This window comes from Pantoea sp. X-Soil-OKNW-556 (assembly GCF_059730695.1).
Map to the genome: position 1 here is coordinate 3,767,977 of NZ_AP035990.1, position 25,325 is coordinate 3,793,301.

Sequence of the window (25,325 nt, forward strand, 5' to 3'; positions counted from 1 at the left end):
TAAAATAAGGTTCACCATGTTTACCACTATCACATCAGGCATTCTGTCACGTTTGGCGTGGCAGCGGCGCAGCCATCCCTCAGCCACGCTTAACGCGTTGCATGATGCTATCGCCATCATCGAGTTCACACCGCAAGGACGTATCCTGACCGCCAATGACCTGTTTCTCAGTTGTATGGGATACACATTGGCGGAAATCGTCGGTCAACATCACAACATGTTCTGTACGGCCGATCTGATCCAGTCACCCCAATATGGTGATTTTTGGCGGCGGCTGAATCGCGGCGAAGCCTTCAGCAATAAGTTTCTGCGGGTGGCTAAAAACAGCCGTCCCATCTGGCTGGAAGCCAATTATGTGCCGGTGCAGGATCGCAGCGGTCGGGTGATTAAAATCATTAAGCTGGCGACGGATATTACTGAGCATATTGTTGATGCCCAGGAACAACGCGCCATGACCACGGCCATTGAGCGCTCTATGGCCGTGATCGCCTTTAACCTGAAAGGTGAAGTGCTGCAAGCCAATGCTAACTTCCTCAACACCATGCATTATCATGCCGATGAGATCGTGGGTCGCCATCACAGCCTGTTCTGCACGGAGGAGCTACGTAACAGCCCAGAATATCAGCAGTTCTGGCAGAAACTGAATCGAGGTGAGTTTATTTCCGGCCAGTTTCAGCGCGTGAACAAACAAGGCAGCATCGTCTGGCTGCGTGCCACCTATAACCCGGTATTTAGCGAACACGGTGAGCTGTATAAAGTGGTGAAGTTTGCCACCGACGTCACGGCACAGGTGGAGAAGAACCAACAGGAGCGCAAGGCGGCCCAGCAGGCCTATCAAACCGCCCAACAAACCACGGAAAACACCCGACTTGGCGCAACGGTGATTGAGAACAGCGTGCAAACCATGCATGACCTTGCCAGTGAGCTTCAGGATATTTCCGGCGATATCCATAACCTGAGCAATTCCTCCGACCGTATCGGCGCGATTGTGGAAAGTATTCGCAGTATCGCAAATCAAACCAATCTGTTGGCGCTTAACGCGGCAATTGAAGCTGCGCGCGCCGGTGAACACGGTCGCAGCTTTGCGGTGGTCGCCAACGAGGTGCGAACCCTGGCGGCAAACATCAACCGCGCCACCAGCGAAATTGAGAGCAAGGTGCAGCAGAACCACCAACTGGCGGATAAGGCGTTGAAAGGGATTGAATCCAACCTGAAGCGCGCCGATCAGGGCGTTGTGCTGGCACAACAGGCTGGCGGCGTGATGACAGAAATCCGTGACAGTGCCGACGATGTCGTGCGTGCCATTAGCCACGTCACCAAGACGTTAAAAGGCGAGTAATCGGCACGACCCCGCTGACCTGGTGACACAGCGGGGTGGTTCCATTAATGAGCCGCAGGCGCGTTAGCGATATTCGCGGTCTCCAGCGGCACGGCTGGCGGCGGCAGGAAGATATGGTCGAGGATATTACGCATCACCGGCGCAGCGGTAATCCCTTCATTCCCGCCGTTTTCCAGAATCAACGCCACCGCCACTTTAGGATCGTTGAACGGCGCAAAGGCGGTGTAAAAAATATGGTCACGCAGGCGCGTCGGGATCATTTTCGCGTTGTAGACCTGGTTCTGCCGCAGGCTAAATACCTGTGATGTCCCGCTTTTTGCCGCTATGCCGTAAGGGGCGGTGTGGAAATATTTATAACCGGTGCCGTTAGGTGCATTCGCCATTCCAAACATGGCATGGCGTACCAGCGACCAGTAGGGTGATTTCGGGTCGCCAATTTGCGGTTGCGGATCTTTTGGCGCATATGCCTGCTGGGTGGTGCCAAGCTGCACTTTCCCTAACAGATGCGGATTAATCACCCGACCATTGTTAATTAACGCCACCAACGCTTTTACCATCTGAATCGGCGTCGCAATCCAGTAGCCTTGTCCAATCCCCACCGAGACGGTGTCGCCCTGATACCAGCCCTTCTTATGAACTTTCTGTTTCCATTCGCGGCTCGGCAGCAGTCCGGCGTATTCTTCATTGAGATCGATACCGGTCGGTTTACCGTAGCCAAACTGGCTGAGCATATGGTGGATGCGGTCAATCCCCATCATAAACGCCACCTGATAAAAGAAGGTGTCCGCCGACTCCTCAATCGCGCGCGTCACATCCAGCATGCCGTGACCGCTTTTTTTCCAGTCGCGGTATTTACGATCGGTCCCCGGCAGCGTCCAGGTCGGCGCGCCAAAGAAGGTGGTTTGCGGGGTGATGACGCCAGTTAGCAGCGCCGACATCGCCATATAGGGTTTCACCGTTGAAGCAGGCGGGTAAAGGCCCTGGGTCACACGGTTAATCAACGGCAGGTTCTTATCCTGCAACAGGGTTTTATACGCCTGATAACTGATGCCTTTCACAAAGGGGTTCGGGTCATAGCTGGGGCTGGAAACCATTGCCAGCACGCTGCCATCATGCGGATCCTCAATCAGCACCGCCGCACGTTGCCCCACCAGTTGGCTCTCGACATACTGTTGCAGATGCAGGTCGAGCGTCAGATAGATATTTTTCCCGGCAACCGGCGGCACTTCTTTCAGGACGCGCACGATGCGGCCGTGGTTATCCACTTCGACTTCCTGATAACCGGTTTTGCCATGCAGAACCGATTCGTAATAGCCTTCAATGCCCTGCTTACCGATGTTGTGGTCAGCGGCATAGTTTTCACCCACGCCCTCTTCGTTCAGGCGTTTGTAGTCGTTATCGTTAATTTTCGACACGTAACCGACCACATGCGCCAGGTCAGCACCATAGGGATATTGGCGATCCTGGTAGGTATCGATACTCACGCCGGTAAAGCGGAATTGGTTGACTGCAAATCGCGCCACCTGCTCGTCAGTCAGTTCTTCTTTCAGCACCACCGGTTTGTAGCGGCTGTTTTGCTTGAGGTTTTTCCAGAAGGTGTCGATCTCTTCCGGGGTTAAATCGACAATCGGCGTCAGCGCTGCAATGGTCGCCTTCATATCATCGATTTTGTAAGGGGTCAGCAGGATGTCGTACCAGGTGACATTACGCACCAGCGGAATGCCGTTGCGATCGTAAATCAGCCCGCGCGTCGGCGCGATGGGGATCATTTTGATGTCGTTTTCGTTGGATCGCGTCGCGTAGTAGCTGTGCTCATCCACCTGCAAATGGTAGAGGTTAACACCGAGGATAGTGAAACAGATCACCACCAACGCAAAGGCCACGATCGCGCGGCGAACAAACAGTTTCTCTTCGGCTTCGAAATTACGGAAATTCATCGGGGGGCTTTATCTCATCGTTAGCCCGCTAATGATAGGGAGTTCTCGCGTCAGAGCCAGCAGGAAGATGCACAAGCCTGGGTAAAAGTGTGACAGATGGTTTCACCCCTCACCCTAACCCTCTCCCGCAAGCGGGAGAGGGAACCGATCGAGCGTGTTTCTATCTCCCGCAAACGAGAGAGGCAACCGATCGAGCGTGTTTCTATCTCCCGCAAACGAGAGAGGCAACCGATCGAGCGTATTGCACGTCTCCCTCTCCCTCATGGGAGAGGCAACCGATCGAGCGTATTGCACGTCTCCCTCTCCCTCATGGGAGAAGCAACCGATCGAGCATATTGCACGTCTCCCTCTCCCTCATGGGAGAGGGCCGGGGTGAGGGTAACCTGGCGCAGAGGAATTAATCCCCCAGCAGCACCGACTCCAGCGCGATCTTAATCATATCGTTGAAGGTAGTCTGACGCTCAGCCGCAGTGGTCTGCTCGTGGGTACGGATATGATCCGACACGGTACAGATCGCCAGCGCTTTGGCACCAAATTCTGCTGCCACGCCGTAGATACCCGCCGCTTCCATCTCCACACCGAGGATGCCGTACTTTTCCATGACGTCGAACATCTGCGGGTCCGGGGTGTAGAACAGGTCAGCGGAGAAGATGTTACCAACGCGCGCGTCAACACCCAGAGCTTTAGCCGCATCAACGGCGTTACGCACCATGTCGAAATCGGCAATCGCAGCGAAATCGTGGTCTTTGAAGCGCATACGGTTCACTTTGGAATCCGTGCTGGCACCCATACCAATGACGATATCGCGCAGTTTCACATCCGCACGCACCGCGCCGCAGGAACCTACACGGATAATCTTCTTCACACCAAACTCGGTGATCAGTTCTTTGGCGTAGATCGAGCAGGATGGGATACCCATACCGTGGCCCATCACCGAAATTTTGCGACCTTTGTACGTCCCGGTGTAACCCAGCATGCCGCGTACGTTGTTCACTTCAACCGCATTTTCGAGGAAGGTTTCTGCAATGTGCTTCGCACGCAGCGGATCGCCCGGCATCAGAACCACGTCCGCGAAATCACCCATTTCTGCATTAATATGAGGCGTTGCCATCGTTATTTTCCTTATTAAAAATTGGTCGCTGTTTTACAGCATGCTTTTGCCGTAGTCCATGCTGGACAGGCCAAAATAGTGTGCGATTGTCTGGCCGATATCGGCAAAGGTATCACGATAACCCAGAGAGCCGGGTTTAACTTTCGGGCCGTAGATCAACACCGGAATATGCTCACGGGTATGTTCGGTACCGTGCCAGCTGGGGTCACAACCGTGGTCGGCGGTCAGGATCAGAATGTCATCCTCCTTCACCAGTTCCATCAGCTCAGGCAGACGACGGTCAAACAGCTCCAGCCCGCCAGCATAACCGGCGATATCGCGACGATGGCCCCAGGTCGAGTCAAAATCGACGAAGTTGGTGAACACAATCGACTGATCCGGCGCTTTCTTCATTTGCGCGATCGTGGCGTCGAACAATTCATCCAGACCGGTGGCTTTCACTTTTTGCGTGATGCCCTGCTGCGCGTAGATATCCGCGATTTTGCCCACGGAAATCACTTCGCCGCCCTTCTCATCCACCAGCTTTTTCAGCATGGTCGGTGACGGTGGTTCAACCGCGAGATCGTGGCGGTTGCCGGTGCGCTGGAAGTGACCGGCCTTGTCGCCAACAAACGGGCGCGCAATCACACGACCAATGTTGTAGCCACCTTCGGTCAGCTCTTCACGGGCGATTTCGCACAGCTCGTACAGCCGCTCCAGTCCAAACGTCTCTTCATGGCAGGCAATCTGGAATACCGAATCCGCCGAGGTGTAGAAAATCGGCTTGCCGGTTTTCATGTGCTCCTCGCCGAGTTGGTCAAGGATCACCGTCCCGGATGAGTGACAGTTGCCGAGGTAGCCTGGCAGATCGGCGCGTTGTACCAGTTTATCCAGCAGTTCCTGCGGGAAGCTGTTCTCCTTGTCGCTGAAGTAGCCCCAGTCGAACAGTACCGGCACACCGGCAATTTCCCAATGGCCTGACGGCGTATCTTTACCGGAGGAGAGTTCACTGGCGTAGGCATAGGCGCCGATAATTTCCGCACGCGGATCCAACCCTGGCGGGAAACGCCCGGTGGAGAGTTCAGCGGCTTTACCCAACCCCAGCGCGGTGAGGTTTGGCAAGTGCAGCGGACCTTCGCGGCCTTCATTGGCCTGGCCTGCAAAGCACGCTTCGGCGATATGGCCGAGCGTATCCGATCCTTCATCGCCGAACTTAGCGGCGTCTTTGCTGGAGCCGATCCCAAAGGAATCGAGCACCATAATAAAAGCACGTTTCATGCAAGTCTCCTGCGCAACTGCGCGATGACAAGTCAAAAAAAAGCGATCAGATCAGTATACCCGAATGGCTTCGGCCTGGCACGCAGCGGCGGCAACTATTCGCTGATGCGGCGATAAACCACCGGCGTCTCAGGCGGCGCAGTGTCACTCAGGGTGATGGCTGCTTTGACCGCAGCGGCAGCCTGCTGCCATTGCGCTTCGGTTGCGGCGTGGATTACCGCCAGTGGGCGTTGTGCATCAGCCTGCGCCCCAAGGGTAATCATTTCGCTCAGACCAACGCTGTAATCAATGGTATCGCTGGCGCGTTGACGACCACCGCCCAGTGCCACCACCGCCATGCCGAGGGCGCGGGTATCCATCGCGCTGACAATGCCCGGCTGGTCGGCATACACCGCTTTACTCAGCATGGCGGCAGGCAGGTAATGGTCCATACGCTGGATAAAGTCCGTCGGGCCTTGCTGCGCGGCTACCATACGGCCAAACACCTCTGCCGCCTGGCCGTTATCCAGCACCCGTTGCAGTTGCTGCCGAGCCTCGGAGTCATTTGACGCCAGCTTGCCGGATATCAGCATTTCACTGCACAGCGCCAGCGTCACCTCCAGCAGGCGGGGATTACGCGCTTCGCCGGTAAGGAACTGCACCGCTTCGCGCACTTCCAGGGCGTTACCGGCGCTGGAAGCCAGCACCTGATTCATGTCGGTCAGCAGCGCGGTGGTTTTGCACCCTGCGCCATTGGCAACGCCGACAATCGCCTGTGCCAGGTTTTCTGAGGCTTCAAAGGTTGGCATAAAGGCACCGCTGCCCACTTTGACATCCATCACCAACGCATCCAGCCCTTCCGCCAGCTTTTTCGCCAGGATCGAGGCGGTGATCAGCGGGATCGAATCAACGGTGGCGGTGATATCGCGTGTCGCGTAAAAACGTTTGTCAGCCGGTGCCAGTGAGTTGGTCTGACCGATGATCGCCACCCCATTTTCTTTGATGATCTCGCGGAAACGATCATCGCTCGGGAAGATGTCAAAACCGGGGATCGCTTCCAGCTTATCCAGCGTGCCGCCGGTATGGCCAAGACCACGACCCGAGATCATCGGCACATAACCACCACAGGCGGCGATCATCGGGCCAAGCATCAGCGAAGTCACATCACCCACGCCGCCGGTTGAATGTTTATCGACAATTGGCCCGTTGAGGTTCAGCGCCTGCCAGTTCAACACCGTGCCGGAATCACGCATCGCCATCGTCAGCGCCACGCGTTCGGCCAGCGACATATCGTGGAACCAGATGGTCATCGCCAGCGCGGCGATTTGTCCCTCTGATACGCTGTTATCACGCACACCGTTGATAAAGAAACGGATCTCCGCTTCGCTCAACTCACGACCATCGCGTTTTTTGCGAATAATTTCTTGTGGCAGGAACAAGGTTGCCTCCCCGGCTGAAAATCGCGCGATAAATCGCGCCGCTACGAAAACAATTAATACCCAGCTTTGCTGGCGGTGGTGACATGGCCCAGCGTATTAAGCAGGCTCGCCAACAGGCTGGAAGCGCCAAAACGGAAATGGCGCGCATCCGCCCAACCCGCACCAAGGATATCGTCGGCCAGTTGCAGATAATGGGCCGCATCCTCTGCGCTGCGCACGCCACCTGCCGGTTTAAAACCGACCTGCTGCTGCACGCCTTTATCGCGGATCACGCTCAGCATGATAGCGGCGGTTTCCGGCGTGGCGTTGACCGGCACCTTACCGGTGGAGGTTTTGATAAAGTCGGCACCGGCATCGATAGCGATTTCGGAAGCCTCACGGATTAACGCCGCATCTTTCAGTTCACCGCTTTCGATAATGACTTTCAGCAATACACCAGATGCCGCACAAGCTTCTTTGCAGGCTTTCACCAGATCAAAACCGATCTGACGATTGCCCGCCAGCAGCGCGCGATACGGGAACACCACATCCACCTCATCGGCACCGTAAGCGATCGCCGCGCGGGTTTCCGCCAGTGCGATATCCAGATCATCATTGCCATGCGGGAAGTTGGTCACCGTGGCGATACGGATTTCCGGTGTGCCCTGCTCGCGCAACGCTTTGCGCGCCACCGGGATAAAGCGCGGGTAGATACAGATAGCGGCGGTGTTACCAGCGGGTGATTTGGCCTGGCGGCACAGCGCGATTACTTTTTCGTCAGTATCGTCATCGTTCAGTGTGGTCAAATCCATCAGTTGCAGTGCGCGCTGCGCGGCTGCGGTGAAATCAGTCATGGTGCTCTCCAAAAAAGTCAGCCTGGGCGGAAGTCGCCCGCCAAGGAATGTGATAATTCTAACAATTTGAGCGACGAAATATTCGATCATTCATCACATGAAAAAAGAAAACTGTGCAAATAATACATTTATTAGGTGATAAAAATCACAAAATATCACCATTACATGCCCGGTACGATCGGGAATGCAGATGTTATTATTATCACATTAATTGAGAAAGTTGTGTCGCCACCACCCTGTAAATGTAGCCAATTCAGAGCAGCACGCAGGGATCAGACCAGGTTCAGTCGGGGAGATTGAAGACGCGCAGGCTGTTTTGCCATAGCGCATCAGCGATGACATCCGGCGGCTCACGGCGTAGCTGGCACAAGACATCAAACACCAGCCGTGCTCGCTCCGGGCGATTGGGTTCGCCCTGATAACCGTTCAGCGGCATATCAGGCGCATCGGTTTCCAGTAACAGGGAATCCAGCGGCAATGCTGCGATGGTGTTACGCGTTTTACTGGCGCGTTCATAGGTAATGGTGCCACCGACGCCGATCGCATAGCCAAGTTGGATAAAACGCTGTGCCTGTTGCAGGCTACCGGCAAAACCGTGCACCACACCACGGCGCGGCAGATCGTGACGGCGCAAATGCAGCGCCAGCTGATCGTGGGTACGACGTGAATGGAGGATCACCGGCAGATCGAAACGTTTGGCTAGCTTCAACTGCCCATCCAGCAGCCGGGTTTGTTTGTCGAACTGGGGATCGTCCATATACAGATCGAGTCCGATCTCCCCCAATGCCACGCGTTTTACGTCCGGGGTGTGCAGACAATCCGTCAGTTGATCAAGGTGCGTATCCTGATGCACGGCGATCTGAATCGGATGCAGCCCCAGCGCGGCATATAACGCGGCATGTTGTTGTGCCAGCTGGCTGACCAGCGCAAAGCGGCTGGCATCGACGCTGGGTACAATAATACGTTCAACCCCTGCCTGCGCAGCACGCACAATGCTCGCTTCCGCCGCATCAACAAACGGCGGGAAGTCAAAATGGCAGTGGGTATCGATAAATCTCATGCCAGCGAACCTGCATCATAATCAGCATCGTTACCGGCCACGTCTGGCGTGTTGACCTCGCGGTTATCCGGCGCATTCGCCACCGCAGCAGGTGGCGTAACGACAGTATGCCGCACAAATGGTTCGGCATCACTCAGCCACTGCCCGAGCGTGGCCAGGAAATAGCGGCCGCAGCGCCGCCCCAGATGGTAATCCTGATTCAACGAGGCGATGCGACTGCCCAGCGCGTTACTGGCTAACTGTTTGGGTGGGAAGATCTCGATAATGCGCAAATCCCCCGGCGGCTGATCGATAAATTGTTGAATATCATGATAACTTTCTTCGTGCTGATGCAAGATGTTGATCATTGGCTGCAAAGCGCTGTCGCTCAGCCAGCGTTCCATGCGCTTGATCCATTTCGGTGTGTACGACATCTGCGACGGAACGGTGCGAATCACCACAACGGTATCGGCACCCCGCCGGGCCGCCTCACGCACCGGAATGGCATCGCTGATACCGCCATCCAGATAACTGATGCCATCCATCTCCACGCCGCTGCGATAGAACCCCGGAATGGCACTGGAGGCTCTGATGATATCGAGCCAGGTATTGCGGGTTGGGCTGAAGTAATGCGCGCTGTAATCATCGCTGCGGCAAGCGCACATATAAAACTCACTGCCTTTGGCAAACAGCCCCTCCGCCGTGCTCATCGCCAACGGCAGCTCCTGACTGGTGATATCTACCAGCCAGTCCAGATCGATCAGATTTCCGCCACGCACAAAACGCACCGGATCAAAGAAGAGTTTGCTGGTGGTGTAACGGGTGATCACGCGCCGCGCATAACCCGGTTGGGCGCAGACATACGCTGAGAGATTTTGTGCGCCTGCGGAGGTGCCAAGCATCAGATCAAAAGGATTGAAGCCTGCACGCTGAAACTCATCCAGCACTCCGGCGGTAAAGATGCCACGTTGACCGCCACCTTCGCACACCAGCGCAATTTTGTTTGATTTGAAGGGCGTGAGCGCTAAGGGTTCGATGGTTCCCAGCGTCACAGGGATGCGTATACCCAAGATGTGTCCCTCAGCGGTTCTTTCTCTGAGGGGTGCTAAAGCGCAGAATCGCCACCGCCCGCAACCCGGAGAACCAGTCATTATTATGCCCTGACTGGTCTCCGCTTCAGGCTACTGCCGGGTGAGCGAACTATGACTCAGAGTCAGGGTCGTTTACGCCCGGTAAACAGGCTGATGAGGAACAGAATAATACCGACAATAAAGACAATTTTAGCCGCCCATGCTGCCGTACCCGCCAGACCGCCAAATCCTAATGCTGCAGCAATCAGTGCGATCACCAGAAAGATAATGCCCCAACGAAACATAAGCCTCTCCTTACCATCGTGAAAATCGAACTGCTTAGTTCATCCCAATGTGGGTGTGCAGAAAGATGTTGTTATTACGCTGCGGCGGATACGAAAAGCCGCAGCGCCCAGGGTTAAGATTTAATCGTCAGGTCATTCTTGACACTTTTCACGCCTTCAATGGCTTTGGCGATCTGTTCAGCGCGGTCCGACTGCGCCTTGTTGGCAACCGTACCGGACAACTGCACCACGCCATCCGTGGTTTCCACCTTCACGTTGCGTGATGGCACGATGTCATCCGCTAAAAGTTTAGCTTTGATTTCACTGGTGGTTGCCGCATCCCCGGCATAACCTTTCAGTGAGGTGGTTTTGCTGTCTTTAACGTGCAGTTTGTCACTGACGGATTTCACCCCTTCAACTTTCTGCACCACGGCTACGGCTTTTTCCGCCTGATCCTGAGAGGTGACAAAACCGCTCAAGGTCACTACGCCCTGATGCGTGTTTACTGAGATATCCGTGCTTTTTATCGCTTCATCATCCACCAGCGCCGCTTTCGCTTTGGCGGTGATGCCGCTGTCATCCATATACCCACCGACTTTTTTCATAGAGCTATCGATTTTTGCCCCGGCACTGTCGGCGGTCGCCTGCGCTTTTTGCGTCAGGGATTCATCGGCCAGTGCTGCGCCACTCATCAGGGCCGAACCCGCCAGAGCGGCAATCAGGGTTTTGGCAATCTTAGTCTTAATCATCGATATCATCCTTCTATCCGTTTACGCATCCGCAACCGCGAATGAGCCAGCAACAAACGGCGTTGCTGCGATAATGGACGCAATGAAACCTGAAGTTTCTTTTCTCGTCCGACAGAATGATCATAGACGGGACTGAGGGTTTTGCCGGTTTTTGTGGTTGATATCTCGCCAAAAAGCGAAAAAAACAGCGTTTTTAAGAGGAGTCTGGAAGGGAAAAACAGGGCCAGTGGAAACCACAGGCCCTGGAGAAAACGGCGATTAATGCTCGCGCGTTTTGCGGAAAGTCACGTCAGGATAACGTTCCTGGGTGATATTCAGATTCACCATGGTTGGGGCAATATAGGTCAGGTTATCGCCGCCATCCAGCGCAAGGTTGATCTCGTTTTTACGTTGAAATTCATCGAATTTCTTCACGTCAGCACATTCAACCCAACGCGCGGTTGCCACGTTGACCGATTCGTAAATTGCTTCAACGTTGTATTCGCTTTTCAGGCGCGCGACTACCACGTCAAACTGCAACACACCCACCGCACCAACGATCAAATCGTTGTTATGCACCGGACGGAATACCTGTACTGCGCCCTCTTCCGACAGCTGTACCAAACCCTTCAGCAATTGTTTCTGCTTCAGCGGATCGCGCAGGCGAATACGACGGAATAGCTCAGGGGCGAAGTTCGGAATACCGGTGAACTTCATGTTCTCACCCTGGGTGAAGGTGTCGCCAATCTGGATGGTGCCGTGGTTGTGCAGACCGATGATATCGCCCGGATAGGCTTCTTCCACATGTGAACGGTCACCGGCCATAAAGGTCAGCGCGTCAGAGATCACCACATCTTTGCCGATGCGAACCTGACGCAGCTTCATGCCCTTCTCATATTTACCGGATACCACGCGCATAAAAGCCACGCGGTCGCGGTGTTTCGGGTCCATGTTGGCCTGAATCTTGAACACGAAGCCGCTGAACTTCTCTTCTTTAGCTTCCACGGTACGGGTGTCGCTCTGACGCGGCATCGGTGCCGGTGCCCAGGAAACCAGGCCATCCAGCATATGGTCAACGCCAAAGTTACCCAGCGCGGTGCCGAAAAACACCGGGGTGATTTCGCCGCTCAGGAACAACTCTTCATCAAATTCGTTGGATGCACCCTGCACCAGCTCCAGCTCATCGCGCAGCTGCTGCGCCAGATCTTCACCGACGGCTTTGTCGAGATCCGGATTGTTCAGCCCTTTAACGATACGCACTTCCTGAATGGTGTGCCCCTGACCAGTCTGGTACAGATAGGTTTCATCGTTATAGAGGTGATACACGCCTTTAAACAGTTTGCCGCAGCCGATCGGCCAGGTAATAGGCGCACAGGCGATCTTCAGCTCGTTCTCGACTTCATCCAGCAGCTCCATCGGGTCGCGGATATCACGGTCAAGTTTGTTCATAAAGGTGATGATCGGCGTATCACGCAGACGGGTCACTTCCATCAGCTTACGGGTACGATCTTCAACACCTTTGGCGGCATCGATCACCATCAGGCAGCAGTCCACCGCCGTCAGCGTACGGTAGGTATCTTCCGAGAAGTCTTCGTGCCCGGGGGTATCCAGCAGGTTCACCAGGCTGTCACGATAGGGGAACTGCATCACCGAGGTGGTGATGGAGATACCACGCTGCTTCTCCATCTCCATCCAGTCGGATTTGGCGTGTTGGTTTGATCCACGGCCTTTTACCGTACCGGCGGTCTGGATCGCCTGTCCGAACAGCAGAACTTTCTCGGTGATAGTGGTTTTACCGGCGTCCGGGTGCGAAATGATCGCGAAGGTACGGCGGCGCGCCACCTCTTGTAAAAAGGGAGCATTAGACATCAGTGAAATCTTCTCAAAGGGCAACGCACGAGCCGCGCGCTGCGAATAAATCAGGGTGACCGGGGCTGAGCCAGCGGTTATTCAGGCGGCATAGCATACAATATTTCAGTGAGGTGGGGAATGTTGGGTGCACGCAGCCCCCTCATCCCAGCCTTCTCCCGCCAGCGGGAGAAGGAGGTGTGCTATATGCTCGATCGGTCCCCTCTCCCGCTGGCGGGTGAGGGTTAGGGTTAGGGTTAGGGCAAGGAAAAACTAACCCAGCACCCGTGTTACGGCGGCTTTGAAGATCTTCACCCCAATTTCCAGCGAACTCAGTTCAAAACGCATCTCAGGGTGATGCAGGCCCGGCACCAGGTTGGTGCCTAATCCCCAGAATCCGGCTTTCACCGTTGGGCATTTCACCGGGTAATAGAAGAAATCTTCACTGCCTGGCGTCGTTTTCGCGCCCAGCAGCCCCTCTTCGCCCAGCACATCAACAATCGCCGCCCGAATCACCGCCGTCGCCTCCTCATGGATCTCCGCCGCAGGCATTTCCTTGAGCACCACCACCTCGGCAGTTGCCCCCAGTGCCGCAACGCTATTGAGCACCGCCTGCGTCACTTTTTGTTTGAGGATATCCATCGGTTCGTTTTCCTGCGAACGCAGGTCCCACACCACGCGCGCTTCATCCGGTACCGAGTTGGTGACACCGGCATCACAGAGAAAACGTGTCGCTTTGACGCTCCAGTTCAGCCCCGGTGACAGATGGATACTGTTCACGGCCTGCACCGCCTGTACCGCCGCGTCGAGCGCATTCACGCCAAGGTGCGGGCGTGCCGCATGGGCCGGAACGCCTTTGATGGTCGCTTCCAGCGTGCTACAGGCAGAATAGATCACCGCAGGCGTCGCCTGTCCCACATGGCATTCTTCCAGCGGGCGCACATGGAAACCGAGGATCATCTCGACATCCTCCATCGCCTCGCCCTCGATCATCGACAGCGCGCCTGCGCCCAGTTCCTCAGCGGGTTGGAACAATAACTTCAGGCGGCCTTTTTTGATTGCCCCTTCTTTCAACAGCTCCTGTGCGGCAGTCAGAACCACCGAGGAGTGACCATCATGACCGCAGGTATGGCGTGCACAAGCGACACCATCAATGACATGTCCCAGTGCATCCATATCCGCACGCAATGCCAGCACCGGGCCGGGCACACCGCTGTCAATTTCCGCCACAATGCCGGTGGTGTTGTTAATGCCGCGAGTGACTTTGATCCCCGCCTGTTCCAGCTGGTCGGCGATATAGGCTGAGGTTTTAAACTCCTGAAAACCCAGTTCCGGGATTTCATGCAGAAAATGATAATGTTCTAAGACGTTGGACACCGGTTAGCTCCTAAACAAAAAAACGCATCACAAGCATGGCGATCACCGCATTGATGATGCTGGTCAGCATCAACAGCGGCCAGTATTTCTTCGGCACATCGGCAACACCCAACAGGCGACCCATGTATTGCAACTGTGATCCCATCAGGAAAATTGCCGGGGCCAGGATAGTGATATCCGCTCCGCTCAGAGTCCCTTTGGTCAGCAGACTGACTGCCACCCCCACTGCTGCCGAGGAGGATAACCAGGCCGTCAGCAACACAGTAATGGCTTCCCCCGGTAGGCCAAACAGCCCCATCACCGGGGCAAAGAGATGCCCGAGGAATTGCATAATGCCCAGCAGATTCAGCACTTCCGCCAGCACATAAGCCATCACCACATTTGGCATCAGATTATGGATAGCGATATGGAAGCCTTTACGCGCACCCACGATAAAAATATCGAACGGGTTATTATTCACCCGTGACGGAGCATTATTTGACATCGGCAAAATCCTTTTTATAAACACTATTTAACATGAAACGGACAAAAGCCGCACCGACGAATTTGAGAACAAACATTAACACCAGCGGAATAATGATCGGAGCCGTCATTGAAGCAAACAACGCCGAGCCGATAGCAAAATAGTTATTGATCAAACCGGCACCGGAATATTGCCAGGCGGACATCACCACGATGTCTTTTTTGCTGACCTGTTGCTGGTCGTACATCTCTTTGGTTAATGCAGCGCCAGCATCGGTACTTTGCAGATCGGTAATTAATGCCAGACCACAGCGACCCGGCAAACCCATCAACGGTTTCAGCAGCGGCGTCAACAACTTGTGCGCGGCGCGAATCGCACCGTAATGGGTAAAGATCTCCAGTACGCCCAACGCCAGCATCACCGTTGGGGCCAGCGACAACGCAAACAGAAAACCTGCTTTGGCGCTCAGGCCACCGGCACCGAGGAAGGTATTGGTCGATTCTTTCATGGTGCCGAAACTGCCGCCCAGCGTGGTGAAATCAAACGCCCCTAACCAGCTAAAACCGTCCACCTTATAAAATAAGCCGGAGAAAAACAGAATGGCCAATATCAACGCGACGTAACCGCCGATACCCGCCGACACCCGTTCATGGGTAGCAATGATTTTTTCTTCAGACATAAAACCCTCCTGCTGGCGTTATTTTTTAACCAGACAGTTGCAATATATGGAACTAAGTTCTAAGCAGGATTTATGCCAGCTGGAATTTTCTTTAATTGCGAAAGCGCTAATTTTGTTCAGTAACAATTAAATGACCGAAATATCAATCTTTCTGCCTGAAGAAATTCAGCGCAGATGCCTTTATTTCTCACATCAATATTTTCGTCAGGTAATCAGATCGCTGAAAATAAAATCAATAACGCAGTGAGTGCACGCTAAACAGGCAACCTCGACGCATCATTATGGTGCAATAAATCCGAATGAAAAGAAGACAAAAATGAGAATCGGTCGCATTCAAAAACCTGAATAATTCCATTTATAATCAATAAGATAAATTCAACTTTTTGACGAAAATCACTTCACAAAAAAGTATAGGTTGATGCATAATTCACCGCACTCACCTGAAAAATTTAAAAAAGGAATCAGCCATGTTAACTGCTGAAATGACTGCTCGTCTGAATGACCAACTGAATCTGGAATTCTTCTCTGCCAACCTCTACCTGCAAATGAGTGCCTGGTGCAGTGACAAAGGTTTTGAAGGGGCTGCCTCCTTCCTGAAAATGCACTCTCGCGAAGAGATGGAACATATGCAGCGCCTGTTTGATTACCTGAGCGATGCCGGTTCTCTGCCAGTACTGGGCAGCATCGCGGCGCCGCCGGTCAGCTGGAACTCCCTGGCTGAACTGTTCGAAGAAACGTTAAATCATGAAAAGCTGATCACCAGCAAAATCAATGAACTGGCTCATGCGGCGATGACCACGCAGGATTACTCCACCTTCAACTTCCTGCAATGGTACGTGGCGGAGCAGCATGAAGAAGAGAAGCTGTTCAAAACCGTGCTGGATAAACTGGCGTTGGTGGGCAGCAAAGGTGAAGGCCTGTTCCTGATCGACAAAGATCTGGGCCGTATGAATACCGAAAGCCACGGCGCATAAGATAAAACGGCCCGCATTGCGGGCCGATTTGTTTTATTCCAGCGTTTTTAAGCGTAGCTCTGAAGGCTGCGGCCGACCAAAAAGGTAGCCCTGGAACAGGGTACAACCCTCTTCACGCAACCGGGCAAACTGCTCGCTGCTCTCCACCCCTTCTGCGGTGATCTGAATATCCAGACTCCGGCTCATCCCGGTGATAGCCCGGATAATCGCCAGCGCTTCACGACTGTCACCCATATCGCTGATAAACGACTTGTCGATTTTGATTTTGTCGAACGGGAAGGACCGCAGGTAGCTGAGAGATGAATAACCCGTGCCGAAATCGTCCAGCGCAATTTGCACGCCCAGCGCTTTCAGACTTTGCAGAGTACGAATATTACCGAGGGTATCATCCAGCAACACCGATTCGGTGATCTCCACCTCAAGACGATGCGGTGCCAGTCCGGACTCACGCAACGCGCCTTCTACCACCGATACCAACGAGCTGTTTTTGAACTGCAACGGCGACAGGTTAACCGACACCGATTGGTCCCCTTCCCAGCTTGCTGCTTCACGACAGGCTTCATACAGCGCGTACGCCCCCAGCAGATGGATCAGACCGGTTTCTTCGGCGATCGGGATAAAATCGTTCGGCATGATCAACCCTTTGATCGGGTGATGCCAGCGCATCAGCGCTTCATAGCCAATGATCCCTTTCTCATCACCATCGGTGATCGGCTGATAGTAGAGCTTGAGCTGACGTCCGCTAATCGCATCGCGCAGATCGTTCTCGATCACCCGGCGACTCCGCGCCAGGTCATCCATCTCCAGCGTGAAATGCTCATAACGATTTCGGCCATTACGTTTGGCTTCGTACAGCGCCATATCAGCGCAGCGCAGCATATGTTCCGGCGTGTTAGCGGCCTGTGAACTCAGCGCAATCCCGACGCTCAGCCCGACTGACAGATTATGTCCCTCCAGATTGACCGGAGGACGAATCGCTTCAATCAGTCGCTGCGCTACCACGGCGCCTTCATCGGCGTTACGAATGCCAGGCAGCACAATCGCAAACTCATCACCGCCAATACGTGCCAGGGTGTCGTGATCCCGCAATACATTCCGCAAACGCTTTGCCACCGTACGCAACAGGTCATCACCAATCTGATGGCCCAGCGCATCGTTGACGTTTTTGAAGTTATCGAGATCGAGACACAGCGTGGCGGTGATATACCCGCCCTGTGTATCCGCGCGCAGTGCCTCACTCAGTTTCTGGCGGAACAGAATGCGGTTGGGCAGGCTGGTCAGGTTGTCGTGGTGCGCCATATGGTGAATACGCGCATCCGCTTCACGCTGGTCGGTCACGTCCTCCACAATCAGCATCACGAAGTTCTGCCGCAGATCTTTTCCGGCGATAGTGGTGGCGCGGGTATGCAGAATGCGCTCGCCGCCCGCCGTCAGCAACAGTTGCTCGCGTGTATGGATACCTTCACTGCGCAGGGCAATATCCGCCAGGCTGTTGAAGTAATCACTCAGCTCTGCCGACATACATTCATGCGGCCGTTTATGCATGATCAATAACTTGTTGATGCCGAACAACTGCTCGGCTTTGTCGTTGACCATCAGAATTTCACGGGTGATGGCGTCTTCAACAATCACACACGACGGGATATGGGTAATGATGGTGTCGAGGAATTTCGACAGCTCAGAGGCTTTGGCGCTCTGCGCTTCGGCCAAATCCCGTGCACGCAGCAACTGCTGCTCATGTTCACGACGTTCAGTCACATCACGGGTGATTTTTGCAAAGCCAATCAGTCGGCCTTCTTCATTGTGGATAGCATCGATCACCACATGCGCCCAGAAGGCGGAGCCGTCCTTACGATAACGCCAGCCCTCATCCTCAAAGCGACCGGTTTTCAGCGCGATACCCAGGTTGGCATCCGGCGCTTTCGACTGGCGCTCCTGTGCACCGTAGAACACCGAAAAATGCTGGCCGACAATCTCTTCGGAACGATAGCCTTTCGCCCGTTGCGCCCCGGCATTCCAGTTCACCACCCGCCCCTGCACATCCAGCATGTAAATGGCGTAATCCCGCACCCCGGTGACCAACAGCCGAAAGGTTTTTTCCTGCTCACGCTGGGCGCGCAGTAACGCCTGTTGTTCGGTGCAGTCACGGGTAATTTTGGCGTAGCCGATCAACTTGCCGGCATCATCACGGATGGCATCGATAATCACATGCGCCCAAAAGGCACTGCCATCCTTACGATAACGCCAGCCTTCATCTTCAAAACGCCCGGTTTTAAACGCGATACCGAGGTTCTTCTCCGGGATATGGTTGAGGCGATCCTGTGCGCTGTAAAAGCGTGAAAAATTCTGTCCGACGATCTCTTCCGCGACATACCCTTTGGCGCGTTGCGCACCGGCATTCCAATTTTCGACGTTGCCGTCCAGATCCAGCATATAGATGGCGTAATCGGTGACACCCTCCACCAGCAGGCGGAACCGTTCTTCCTGCTCACGCTGCCTGCGTTGTTGCTCCTGTTGCTGGGTACAATCACGGGTGATTTTGGCAAAGCCGAGCAGCTCGCCATATTGATCGCGGATCGCATCAATAATCACATGCGCCCAAAAGGCGCTGCCATCTTTGCGGAAACGCCAGCCTTCAGTCTCAAAACGTCCGGTGGCGGTGGCATTGGCTAAGCCACGCAGCGGTGCACCATTTTTACGATCGTCTTCACTGTAAAACAGCGCGAAATTCTTGCCGATAATTTCTTCAGCGGTGTAGCCCTTGGCGCGTTGTGCGCCAGCGTTCCAGCTCGCTACCGTACCGTCCGGCTTGAGCATGTAAATGGCGTAATCAAGCACGCTTTGCACAAGCAAGCGGTACATGACGTCAGAATTATTATCCATTTTTATTTGCCTATTGCTGGCCTGATGTCACCTGGTAACCCAGGAAAATTCTTAATTGCTCTGCAGACTTAATAGCAAATACGCAGCGTTGACAAGCGCTATCAGCTTACAGGCGAAAGTTGGTAATTTGGTTATCGGCAGTGGCGAGAAATTGTTCAGTGGGATACGCAATAAATTACATTGTGTTGACGGCATTCAGATGTCAGCACCGTGACATCCACTGAAAACGACACAAATTCGTAGTGGCGCGATTTATCGCGCCATACGTGCGTGACGTGGGAAAAACCTGCGCGATAAATCGCGCCGCTACGGGACCAGATGCATCGCGATATAGCGCTCATAACGTGCGGCTTTGACGCGCGTCAGGTCGACCAACACCAGGCCATCGATGCAATGGTTAAAATCGGGGTCGCTACCGAAATCAATAAACTGCACTCCACCCGGTTCGCACAGTTCCGAGTATTGCTTGTACAGCGTCGGAATAGCGGTACCGAGGTTGGCAAGCAGATGCTTCAGGCGGCGTAAATCTTCCTGGTAATTGTCGCCAGTAAACTGCGCCAGCACTTCCGGTAGCGAAGCCGGATAGGGACGACGCGATGTTGCCAGCGGCAGCTCGGTCGGGAAATAGAGGCGATAAAACGCCACCAGCAGGTCGCGGGCCGCCAGCGGCATCCCGCCGGAGATCGAGACCGGGCCAAACAGATAACGGGTTTCCGGGTAGCGGGCGATATAGGCACCAATCCCCATCCACAGGTAATCCAGACCCCGTTTGCCCCAGTAAGCGGGTTGGATAAAGCTGCGTCCCAGCTCCAGTCCCTGGCGAATTATCGGCAGCATACGTTCGTCATAATGAAACAGGCTGTCGCTGTAGATCCCTTCCAGGCCGCGCCGCTCCAGCTGCTCTCCCCCCGGAATAAAACGGTACGCGCCCACAATCTCCAGCTCGGCGTCATCCCACAAAATCAGGTGATAGTAATCATCATCGTACTTATCCAGGTCACGTCGTCGGCCGCTGCCCTCGCCTACCGCGCGGAAAGCAATTTCACGCAGGCGGCCCAGTTCTCGCAACAACGGCACCCAACTTGCGCCGTTGCGCCGCCACAGGTAGATCTGCTTACCATCCGGCAATGTGCCGAGCCGCTCGCTCTCCAGCAACGCTTTTCTCAGCTCAGCACGATCTTCCGGGCGAGCGATGGCTGCCTCGGTCTGAAACAGGCCACGTCGTCCCTGACTGATACGGTACAGATGCTTGCGCAGCCGCTTCGCCAGCTCTTTACCTGGCGTGTGGCCGTCGTGCCAGTGCGCAAAGGGGATCTGCTCACCGATATGCAGCTTGATACGCGAACCACGCTGGCGAAACATCTCACGCACCAGCATCAGCAAGGCCAGCGGCTGGGCAATCTGGCTGACGGCATAAAAAGCCGCGCTGTTACGCCCCACCACATGCACCGGCACCAGCGGAGCACGGGCACGGGCGGCAAGGCGCAGGAAACTGTGATGCCAGCGGCGATCGCGCACGCCACGGGTGGTCAGACGTGAAACTTCCCCTGCCGGGAAAACAATCAGTACGCCCTGATTGTCGAGATGCTGCTGCATACGCGTCAACTGCTCACGACTGGTGCGGTTGCCCATGTTATCCACCGGCAGCATCAGGTTATTCAGCGGTTCCAGCATCATCAGCATGCGGTTAGCGACAATTTTCACATCGCGCCTGACCTGCGATACCGCAGCCAGCAGCGCCAGACCATCCAGCGCGCCCAGGGGGTGGTTAGCCATAATCACCACCGGGCCATGAGAAGGAATTTGCTCCAGATCGCGCTCGCTTAACTCGCAGCGCACATCAAGGTGCTCCAGCACCTGCTCCACCATGTCCACCCCTTGCAGGTGGCGATAGCGAGCGGCAAATTGTTGGAATTCGTGTTCACGCAGCGCCCATTTCAGCAGGCGTTTTTGCCATCCCGCCGCCTGGAAGCCCGGCCAGTAAGTATTGAGAACCTGATCAACAGAAAACATTGTTCACCTTCTTATAGGGAGCGGTTATCGCCCCGAAGGTAAAACGGCTTGTTTTCAGATTTATGAACGTCGTTATCAGGTTTAACAGACGCGCGATAAATCGCTCCGCTACAGCACCGATTTATCGCGCTTGTTGGCAGGAACTACAATTTCAGCGGCGGGAGCTGCGAGAACACGCTGAGCAGCCCCTTGCTCCATAGCTGGCGGATCTGTGAAAAATAGGGGTGCTGGTCAGTGATATGGTACTGCTCGTTGTCGCTGAAACTGTCGCTGTGATAGATCATCACATCCAGCGGCAACCCGACCGAGATATTACTCGCCAGGGTCGAATCCATCGAAATCAGCGCGCACTGCATCGCCTGGCTGAGCGGCGTTTCGTAGCGCAGCACACGGTCAATGATCGGTTTGCCGTATTTGCTTTCGCCAATCTGGAAATACGGGGTATCGACGCTGGCTTCAATAAAATTCCCCTGCGGATAGATTTGGAACAGCCGCGGCTCTTCGCCACGGATCTGTCCACCCAGCAGCAGCGTGCCGCCAAACTCTTCACCATCGCGCTTGATCACTTCGCGCAGCGTTTCGCCCACCAGTAACGCAATGTCATACAACGATTTCCCGTTGAGCAGATTGGGCTGGTCGCTGTCATCATTACCGCGTCGCAGCAGGCTCATCACGCTTTGCGTGGTGGCGAGGTTGCCAGCGCTTTGCAGCACCAACGTGCGTTCATCATCCACCTGAAACACATGCAACTTACGAAACGACGAAATATGGTCGACGCCCGCGTTGGTGCGTGAGTCGGAAACAAAAATCATCCCTGATGATAAACGCATTGCCACACAATAAGTCATAGTCACGCCTGCAAAGAGAATTACTGCTGCGAGTGCACCTGTTGCACCGCAGCCACCGCCAGCATATCTTCACCCCCGCCGCCCAGGCGCATGCCGCGAACCGGACAGGCGTCGAGATAATCCACGCCCACCGCCAGCCGTAAGTGCTGCCGGGTGCTGCGGGTATTATTGGTGATATCAAAGCTGTGCCAACTGCCATCCAACCAGGCTTCAACCCAGGCATGGGTGGCAACGTGTTCGACATTGTCAGTATAGAGATAACCGCTGACATACCGCGCCGGAATCCCCAGACTGCGACAGCAGGCGAGAAACACATGGCTGTGATCCTGGCAAACACCAGAGCCGGCGGCAAATACTTTCGCGGCGGTATCACTCACCTGGGTGCTGCCGGGACGATAAGGCATTTTCAGCAGCAGTTCTCCCATCAATTTTTCCAGGCTGGCAAGCGGTGCTTCGGGTCGCCAGTAACGCAGGGCAAAATCGCGGATGGCGCTATCCGGTTGCGTCAGCGGCGTACCGCGCAGGAAAATCAGCGGTGACAGCGTTGACTCCGGATCGGCCGCCAGTTCGCCTTCATCAAGAATATCCACCACACCGCGCGCGGCGATTTCCAGCATCTGATGCGGCGTGTCCAGCGTCAGCACATGCATCACGTTGCCGTAAGTATCGACGGTACGGGTCGCATCGCAGGGCAGCGCCAGCTCCCACGACAGAATTTTTTGATGCACCGAGTTTTGCGGTGTCAGGCGCAGATACTGGGTGCTGAGTTTGACCGGATGCTCCCAGGCATACCAGGTTTTATGCTCGATGTTCAGTCTCATTTCGCCTCCAGATAGGTGTGATTGATGCTGTCAGCCAATGCGTTAATGTCTGCCAGGAAATGGTTCAGCCAGTTATTCAGGCCATCACGCGTCAGGCTTTCCCAGGTGCTGAACCGCATCTCAGCCAGCAATACTGTGGCAAGATAGCGCGGGCGATCTTCACCGCTGCTGCCGATCTGCTCCAGTTGGTTAGCGATCTCTTCAATGCAGGAGTGCAAGGATCGCGGGCTTTCGCTGCGCAGGATCAGCATTTCATTGACCAGATCCGGCATCAGCTGTTGTTTGAAGATGGCGTTATAGGCCTCGCGGGCGGATACCGCACGCAGCAAGGTGTCGAGGCAATAATATTCGCGTACCGAATCAGGATGCTGCTCCAGCAATTGTTGATTGACGCTCAACAGGCGCGTACTGCCGTCAGCACGCTCCATCAGGGTGCCGAGGCGAATAAAACTCATGGCATCGCCGCGCAACAGGGTGCCAAACATCGCACCACGAAACAGATGGCAACGCTCCTTGACCCAGTCAAAAAAGCTGTCGGCATTGGCACTGGAAATGCCACGACGGCGCATGCTACGCATCTCAATCCAGGTGGAGTTGATGCTTTCCCACACTTCCGACGAGAGGCTACCGCGCACCGCATGGGCGTTGTTCCATGCCGATTGCCAACAGCAAAAAATGCTGCTGGGATTGCGATCGTCGAGAGCAAAGAAGTTGAACAACTGCGGCATGGTGAAACGACCGTTGAGCGTTTCAAACAGCTGACGCGTGCCAGTAAGATTGAGCGGCAACAGCAGCTCATCACCGTGGCTGTTACGCACCGGCATCAACGACAGCCGGTTAGTCACATCCAATACCCTGGCGAGTTGTTCCGCGCGCTCCAGATAACGCGCCATCCAATAGAGGCCACTGGCCGTGCGGCTTAGCATGATGCGTCATCCTCCAGAACCCAGGTATCCTTGGTGCCACCGCCTTGCGATGAGTTCACCACCAGCGAACCTTCGGTTAGCGCCACGCGAGTTAAACCGCCCGGTACCAGACGGATATCCGCCCCGCACAGCGCAAACGGACGCAGGTCGATATGCCGTGGTGCGAGGCCGTTGTCGATAAAGGTCGGGCAGGTCGAAAGCGACAGGGTATTCTGCGCGATATAGTTATCCGGCCTTGCCTGGAGACGCGCCCGGAAGTCGCTCAGCTCCTGTTGACTCGCCACCGGACCAATCAACATGCCGTAGCCACCTGCGCCGTGCACTTCCTTCACCACCATCTGATCGAGGTTGGCCAAAACGTAGGAAAGATCTTTCGGGTTGCGGCATTGCCAGGTTGGCACGTTATTGAGGATCGGATCTTCGTCGAGGTAGAAACGGATCATATCCGGCACATAGGGGTAGATCGATTTGTCATCCGCTACCCCGGTGCCGATGGCATTCGCCAGCACCACATTCCCGGCACGGTACACCGACAGCAATCCGGGTACGCCGAGCATTGAGTCCGGGCGGAACGCCAGCGGATCGAGGAAGGCATCATCCACGCGTCGATAGATCACATCCACTTTGCAGGGTCCGGCGGTGGTACGCATCATCACCGCGCCATCTTTAACAAACAGATCGGCGCTTTCCACCAACTCGACGCCCATCTGCTGGGCGAGGAAGCTGTGCTCAAAATAGGCGCTGTTGAAGCGGCCCGGCGTCAGCACCACCACCACCGGATCGTTCACCGGCGAGCTTTCACGCAACGTCTGCAACAGATGCGACGGATAACGCTCGACCGGGGCCACATGCTGCTCGGCAAATAACTCCGGGTAGAGGCGCATCATCATCTTGCGGTTCTCCAGCATATAGGAGACGCCAGACGGGGTGCGCAGGTTATCTTCCAGCACGTAATATTCGCCATCGTTGTTGCGCACCATATCCACGCCGACGATATGCGCATAGATATTACGATGTAGATCAACACCTTGCATGCAAGGCTGGTACTGATCGTTGACCAGCACCTGCTCGGCAGGAATGATGCCCGCCTTCAGGATGTGCTGTTGATGGTAGATATCGTGCAGGAAGGCGTTGAGGGCTTGTACCCGTTGTCGGATACCGCGATCGAGCATTGCCCATTCGCTGGCAGGAATAATACGCGGCACGCTATCGAACGGAATCAGGCGCTCTGCGCCACCGTCCTCGCCATAGACGTTGAAGGTGATGCCAACGCGATGAAACAAAAGTTCCGCTTCCTCACGTTTACGCGCCACTGCCTCTTTGTCCGCCGCTTGCAACCATTCCCAGTAGTGCTGATAGTGAGCGCGGTGTTGGCCGTCGCTCAGCAACATCTCATCATAGAAGTGTGATGCTATCTGGTAGCTTTCTTTCATGATTTACCCGGCGCTTATCAGAGGACCTGATTTCACTGCTGCAC

The 25,325-nt window shown here is 54.9% G+C and carries 21 protein-coding genes; 2 read left to right on the top strand and 19 right to left on the bottom strand.

Annotation, left to right across the window (positions count from 1 at the left end; all coding sequences use genetic code 11):
- Nucleotides 1–16 precede the first annotated feature (16 nt).
- Nucleotides 17–1,339, top strand: coding sequence for a methyl-accepting chemotaxis protein (locus AC6I8T_RS17510; protein ID WP_497834185.1), 1,323 nt, complete (start codon nucleotides 17–19; stop codon nucleotides 1,337–1,339).
- A gap of 44 nt (nucleotides 1,340–1,383) precedes the next feature.
- Here AC6I8T_RS17510 and mrdA read toward each other — a convergent pair whose 3' ends face one another.
- The 13 genes from mrdA to AC6I8T_RS17575 form a co-directional block, all read right to left on the bottom strand.
- Nucleotides 1,384–3,276, bottom strand: a complete 1,893-nt coding sequence (gene mrdA / locus AC6I8T_RS17515; protein WP_497834186.1) for a penicillin-binding protein 2 — start codon at nucleotides 3,274–3,276, stop codon at nucleotides 1,384–1,386.
- Nucleotides 3,277–3,673: 397 nt separating this feature from the next.
- A complete protein-coding gene (gene deoD, locus AC6I8T_RS17520; protein ID WP_013510469.1) occupies nucleotides 3,674–4,387 on the bottom strand; it encodes a purine-nucleoside phosphorylase in 714 nt (237 codons plus the stop codon).
- A gap of 33 nt (nucleotides 4,388–4,420) precedes the next feature.
- Nucleotides 4,421–5,644 carry a phosphopentomutase gene (gene deoB / locus AC6I8T_RS17525; RefSeq protein ID WP_021183402.1) on the bottom strand — a complete coding sequence of 408 codons (1,224 nt, stop codon included), beginning with the start codon at nucleotides 5,642–5,644 and terminating at the stop codon, nucleotides 4,421–4,423.
- Nucleotides 5,645–5,739: 95 nt separating this feature from the next.
- Nucleotides 5,740–7,062 (bottom strand): thymidine phosphorylase, encoded by a 1,323-nt coding sequence (deoA, locus tag AC6I8T_RS17530; protein WP_208723615.1) that lies wholly within the window; start codon nucleotides 7,060–7,062, stop codon nucleotides 5,740–5,742.
- Nucleotides 7,063–7,115: 53 nt separating this feature from the next.
- Nucleotides 7,116–7,895 carry a deoxyribose-phosphate aldolase gene (gene deoC, locus AC6I8T_RS17535; protein WP_208723614.1) on the bottom strand — a complete coding sequence of 260 codons (780 nt, stop codon included), beginning with the start codon at nucleotides 7,893–7,895 and terminating at the stop codon, nucleotides 7,116–7,118.
- A 283-nt stretch (nucleotides 7,896–8,178) separates the two neighbouring features.
- Entirely contained in the window at nucleotides 8,179–8,955 is a 777-nt protein-coding gene (locus tag AC6I8T_RS17540; protein ID WP_208723613.1) for a TatD family hydrolase, read from the bottom strand.
- Complete coding sequence (locus tag AC6I8T_RS17545) at nucleotides 8,952–10,004, bottom strand: patatin-like phospholipase family protein (RefSeq protein WP_497834187.1); 1,053 nt, start codon at nucleotides 10,002–10,004, stop codon at nucleotides 8,952–8,954. The genes AC6I8T_RS17540 and AC6I8T_RS17545 overlap by 4 nt, the downstream gene beginning before the upstream one ends.
- A 143-nt stretch (nucleotides 10,005–10,147) precedes the next feature.
- Nucleotides 10,148–10,309, bottom strand: coding sequence for a DUF1328 domain-containing protein (locus AC6I8T_RS17550; protein WP_013510475.1), 162 nt, complete (start codon nucleotides 10,307–10,309; stop codon nucleotides 10,148–10,150).
- A 113-nt stretch (nucleotides 10,310–10,422) separates the two neighbouring features.
- Nucleotides 10,423–11,037: a molecular chaperone OsmY gene (gene osmY / locus AC6I8T_RS17555; protein ID WP_021183407.1), complete on the bottom strand. Its 615-nt coding sequence runs from the start codon at nucleotides 11,035–11,037 to the stop codon at nucleotides 10,423–10,425.
- A gap of 258 nt (nucleotides 11,038–11,295) precedes the next feature.
- Complete coding sequence (prfC, locus tag AC6I8T_RS17560) at nucleotides 11,296–12,885, bottom strand: peptide chain release factor 3 (protein WP_013510477.1); 1,590 nt, start codon at nucleotides 12,883–12,885, stop codon at nucleotides 11,296–11,298.
- A 252-nt stretch (nucleotides 12,886–13,137) separates the two neighbouring features.
- The gene (locus tag AC6I8T_RS17565) at nucleotides 13,138–14,241 is read right to left on the bottom strand and encodes an amidohydrolase (protein ID WP_497834188.1); all 1,104 of its coding nucleotides are present in this window, start codon (nucleotides 14,239–14,241) and stop codon (nucleotides 13,138–13,140) included.
- Between the two features lie 10 nt (nucleotides 14,242–14,251).
- Entirely contained in the window at nucleotides 14,252–14,725 is a 474-nt protein-coding gene (locus AC6I8T_RS17570; protein ID WP_021183410.1) for a YjiG family protein, read from the bottom strand.
- On the bottom strand, nucleotides 14,715–15,383 hold the full coding sequence (locus AC6I8T_RS17575) for a nucleoside recognition domain-containing protein (RefSeq protein WP_021183411.1): 669 nt from the start codon (nucleotides 15,381–15,383) through the stop codon (nucleotides 14,715–14,717). Before AC6I8T_RS17575 ends, AC6I8T_RS17570 begins: the two co-directional genes overlap by 11 nt.
- Before the next feature lie 467 nt (nucleotides 15,384–15,850).
- Here AC6I8T_RS17575 and ftnA point away from each other — a divergent pair, with 467 nt between their 5' ends.
- Nucleotides 15,851–16,357: a non-heme ferritin gene (gene ftnA / locus AC6I8T_RS17580; RefSeq protein WP_021183412.1), complete on the top strand. Its 507-nt coding sequence runs from the start codon at nucleotides 15,851–15,853 to the stop codon at nucleotides 16,355–16,357.
- Nucleotides 16,358–16,390: 33 nt separating this feature from the next.
- Here the strand turns inward: ftnA and AC6I8T_RS17585 are convergent, their stop codons facing one another.
- From AC6I8T_RS17585 to AC6I8T_RS17610, 6 genes are all read right to left on the bottom strand, one after another.
- Nucleotides 16,391–19,240: a sensor domain-containing protein gene (locus AC6I8T_RS17585; RefSeq protein WP_497834189.1), complete on the bottom strand. Its 2,850-nt coding sequence runs from the start codon at nucleotides 19,238–19,240 to the stop codon at nucleotides 16,391–16,393.
- Nucleotides 19,241–19,546: 306 nt separating this feature from the next.
- The gene (olsF, locus tag AC6I8T_RS17590; RefSeq protein ID WP_208723610.1) at nucleotides 19,547–21,253 is read right to left on the bottom strand and encodes a bifunctional ornithine lipid synthase OlsF; all 1,707 of its coding nucleotides are present in this window, start codon (nucleotides 21,251–21,253) and stop codon (nucleotides 19,547–19,549) included.
- A 143-nt stretch (nucleotides 21,254–21,396) separates the two neighbouring features.
- The gene (locus AC6I8T_RS17595) at nucleotides 21,397–22,101 is read right to left on the bottom strand and encodes a proteasome-type protease (RefSeq protein ID WP_021183415.1); all 705 of its coding nucleotides are present in this window, start codon (nucleotides 22,099–22,101) and stop codon (nucleotides 21,397–21,399) included.
- Between the two features lie 20 nt (nucleotides 22,102–22,121).
- A complete protein-coding gene (locus AC6I8T_RS17600) occupies nucleotides 22,122–22,922 on the bottom strand; it encodes a transglutaminase family protein (protein ID WP_208723609.1) in 801 nt (266 codons plus the stop codon).
- Nucleotides 22,919–23,848: an alpha-E domain-containing protein gene (locus tag AC6I8T_RS17605; RefSeq protein WP_021183417.1), complete on the bottom strand. Its 930-nt coding sequence runs from the start codon at nucleotides 23,846–23,848 to the stop codon at nucleotides 22,919–22,921. The genes AC6I8T_RS17600 and AC6I8T_RS17605 overlap by 4 nt, the downstream gene beginning before the upstream one ends.
- Nucleotides 23,842–25,281, bottom strand: a complete 1,440-nt coding sequence (locus tag AC6I8T_RS17610) for a circularly permuted type 2 ATP-grasp protein (RefSeq protein WP_013510490.1) — start codon at nucleotides 25,279–25,281, stop codon at nucleotides 23,842–23,844. Before AC6I8T_RS17610 ends, AC6I8T_RS17605 begins: the two co-directional genes overlap by 7 nt.
- Between the last annotated feature and the right edge of the window lie 44 nt (nucleotides 25,282–25,325).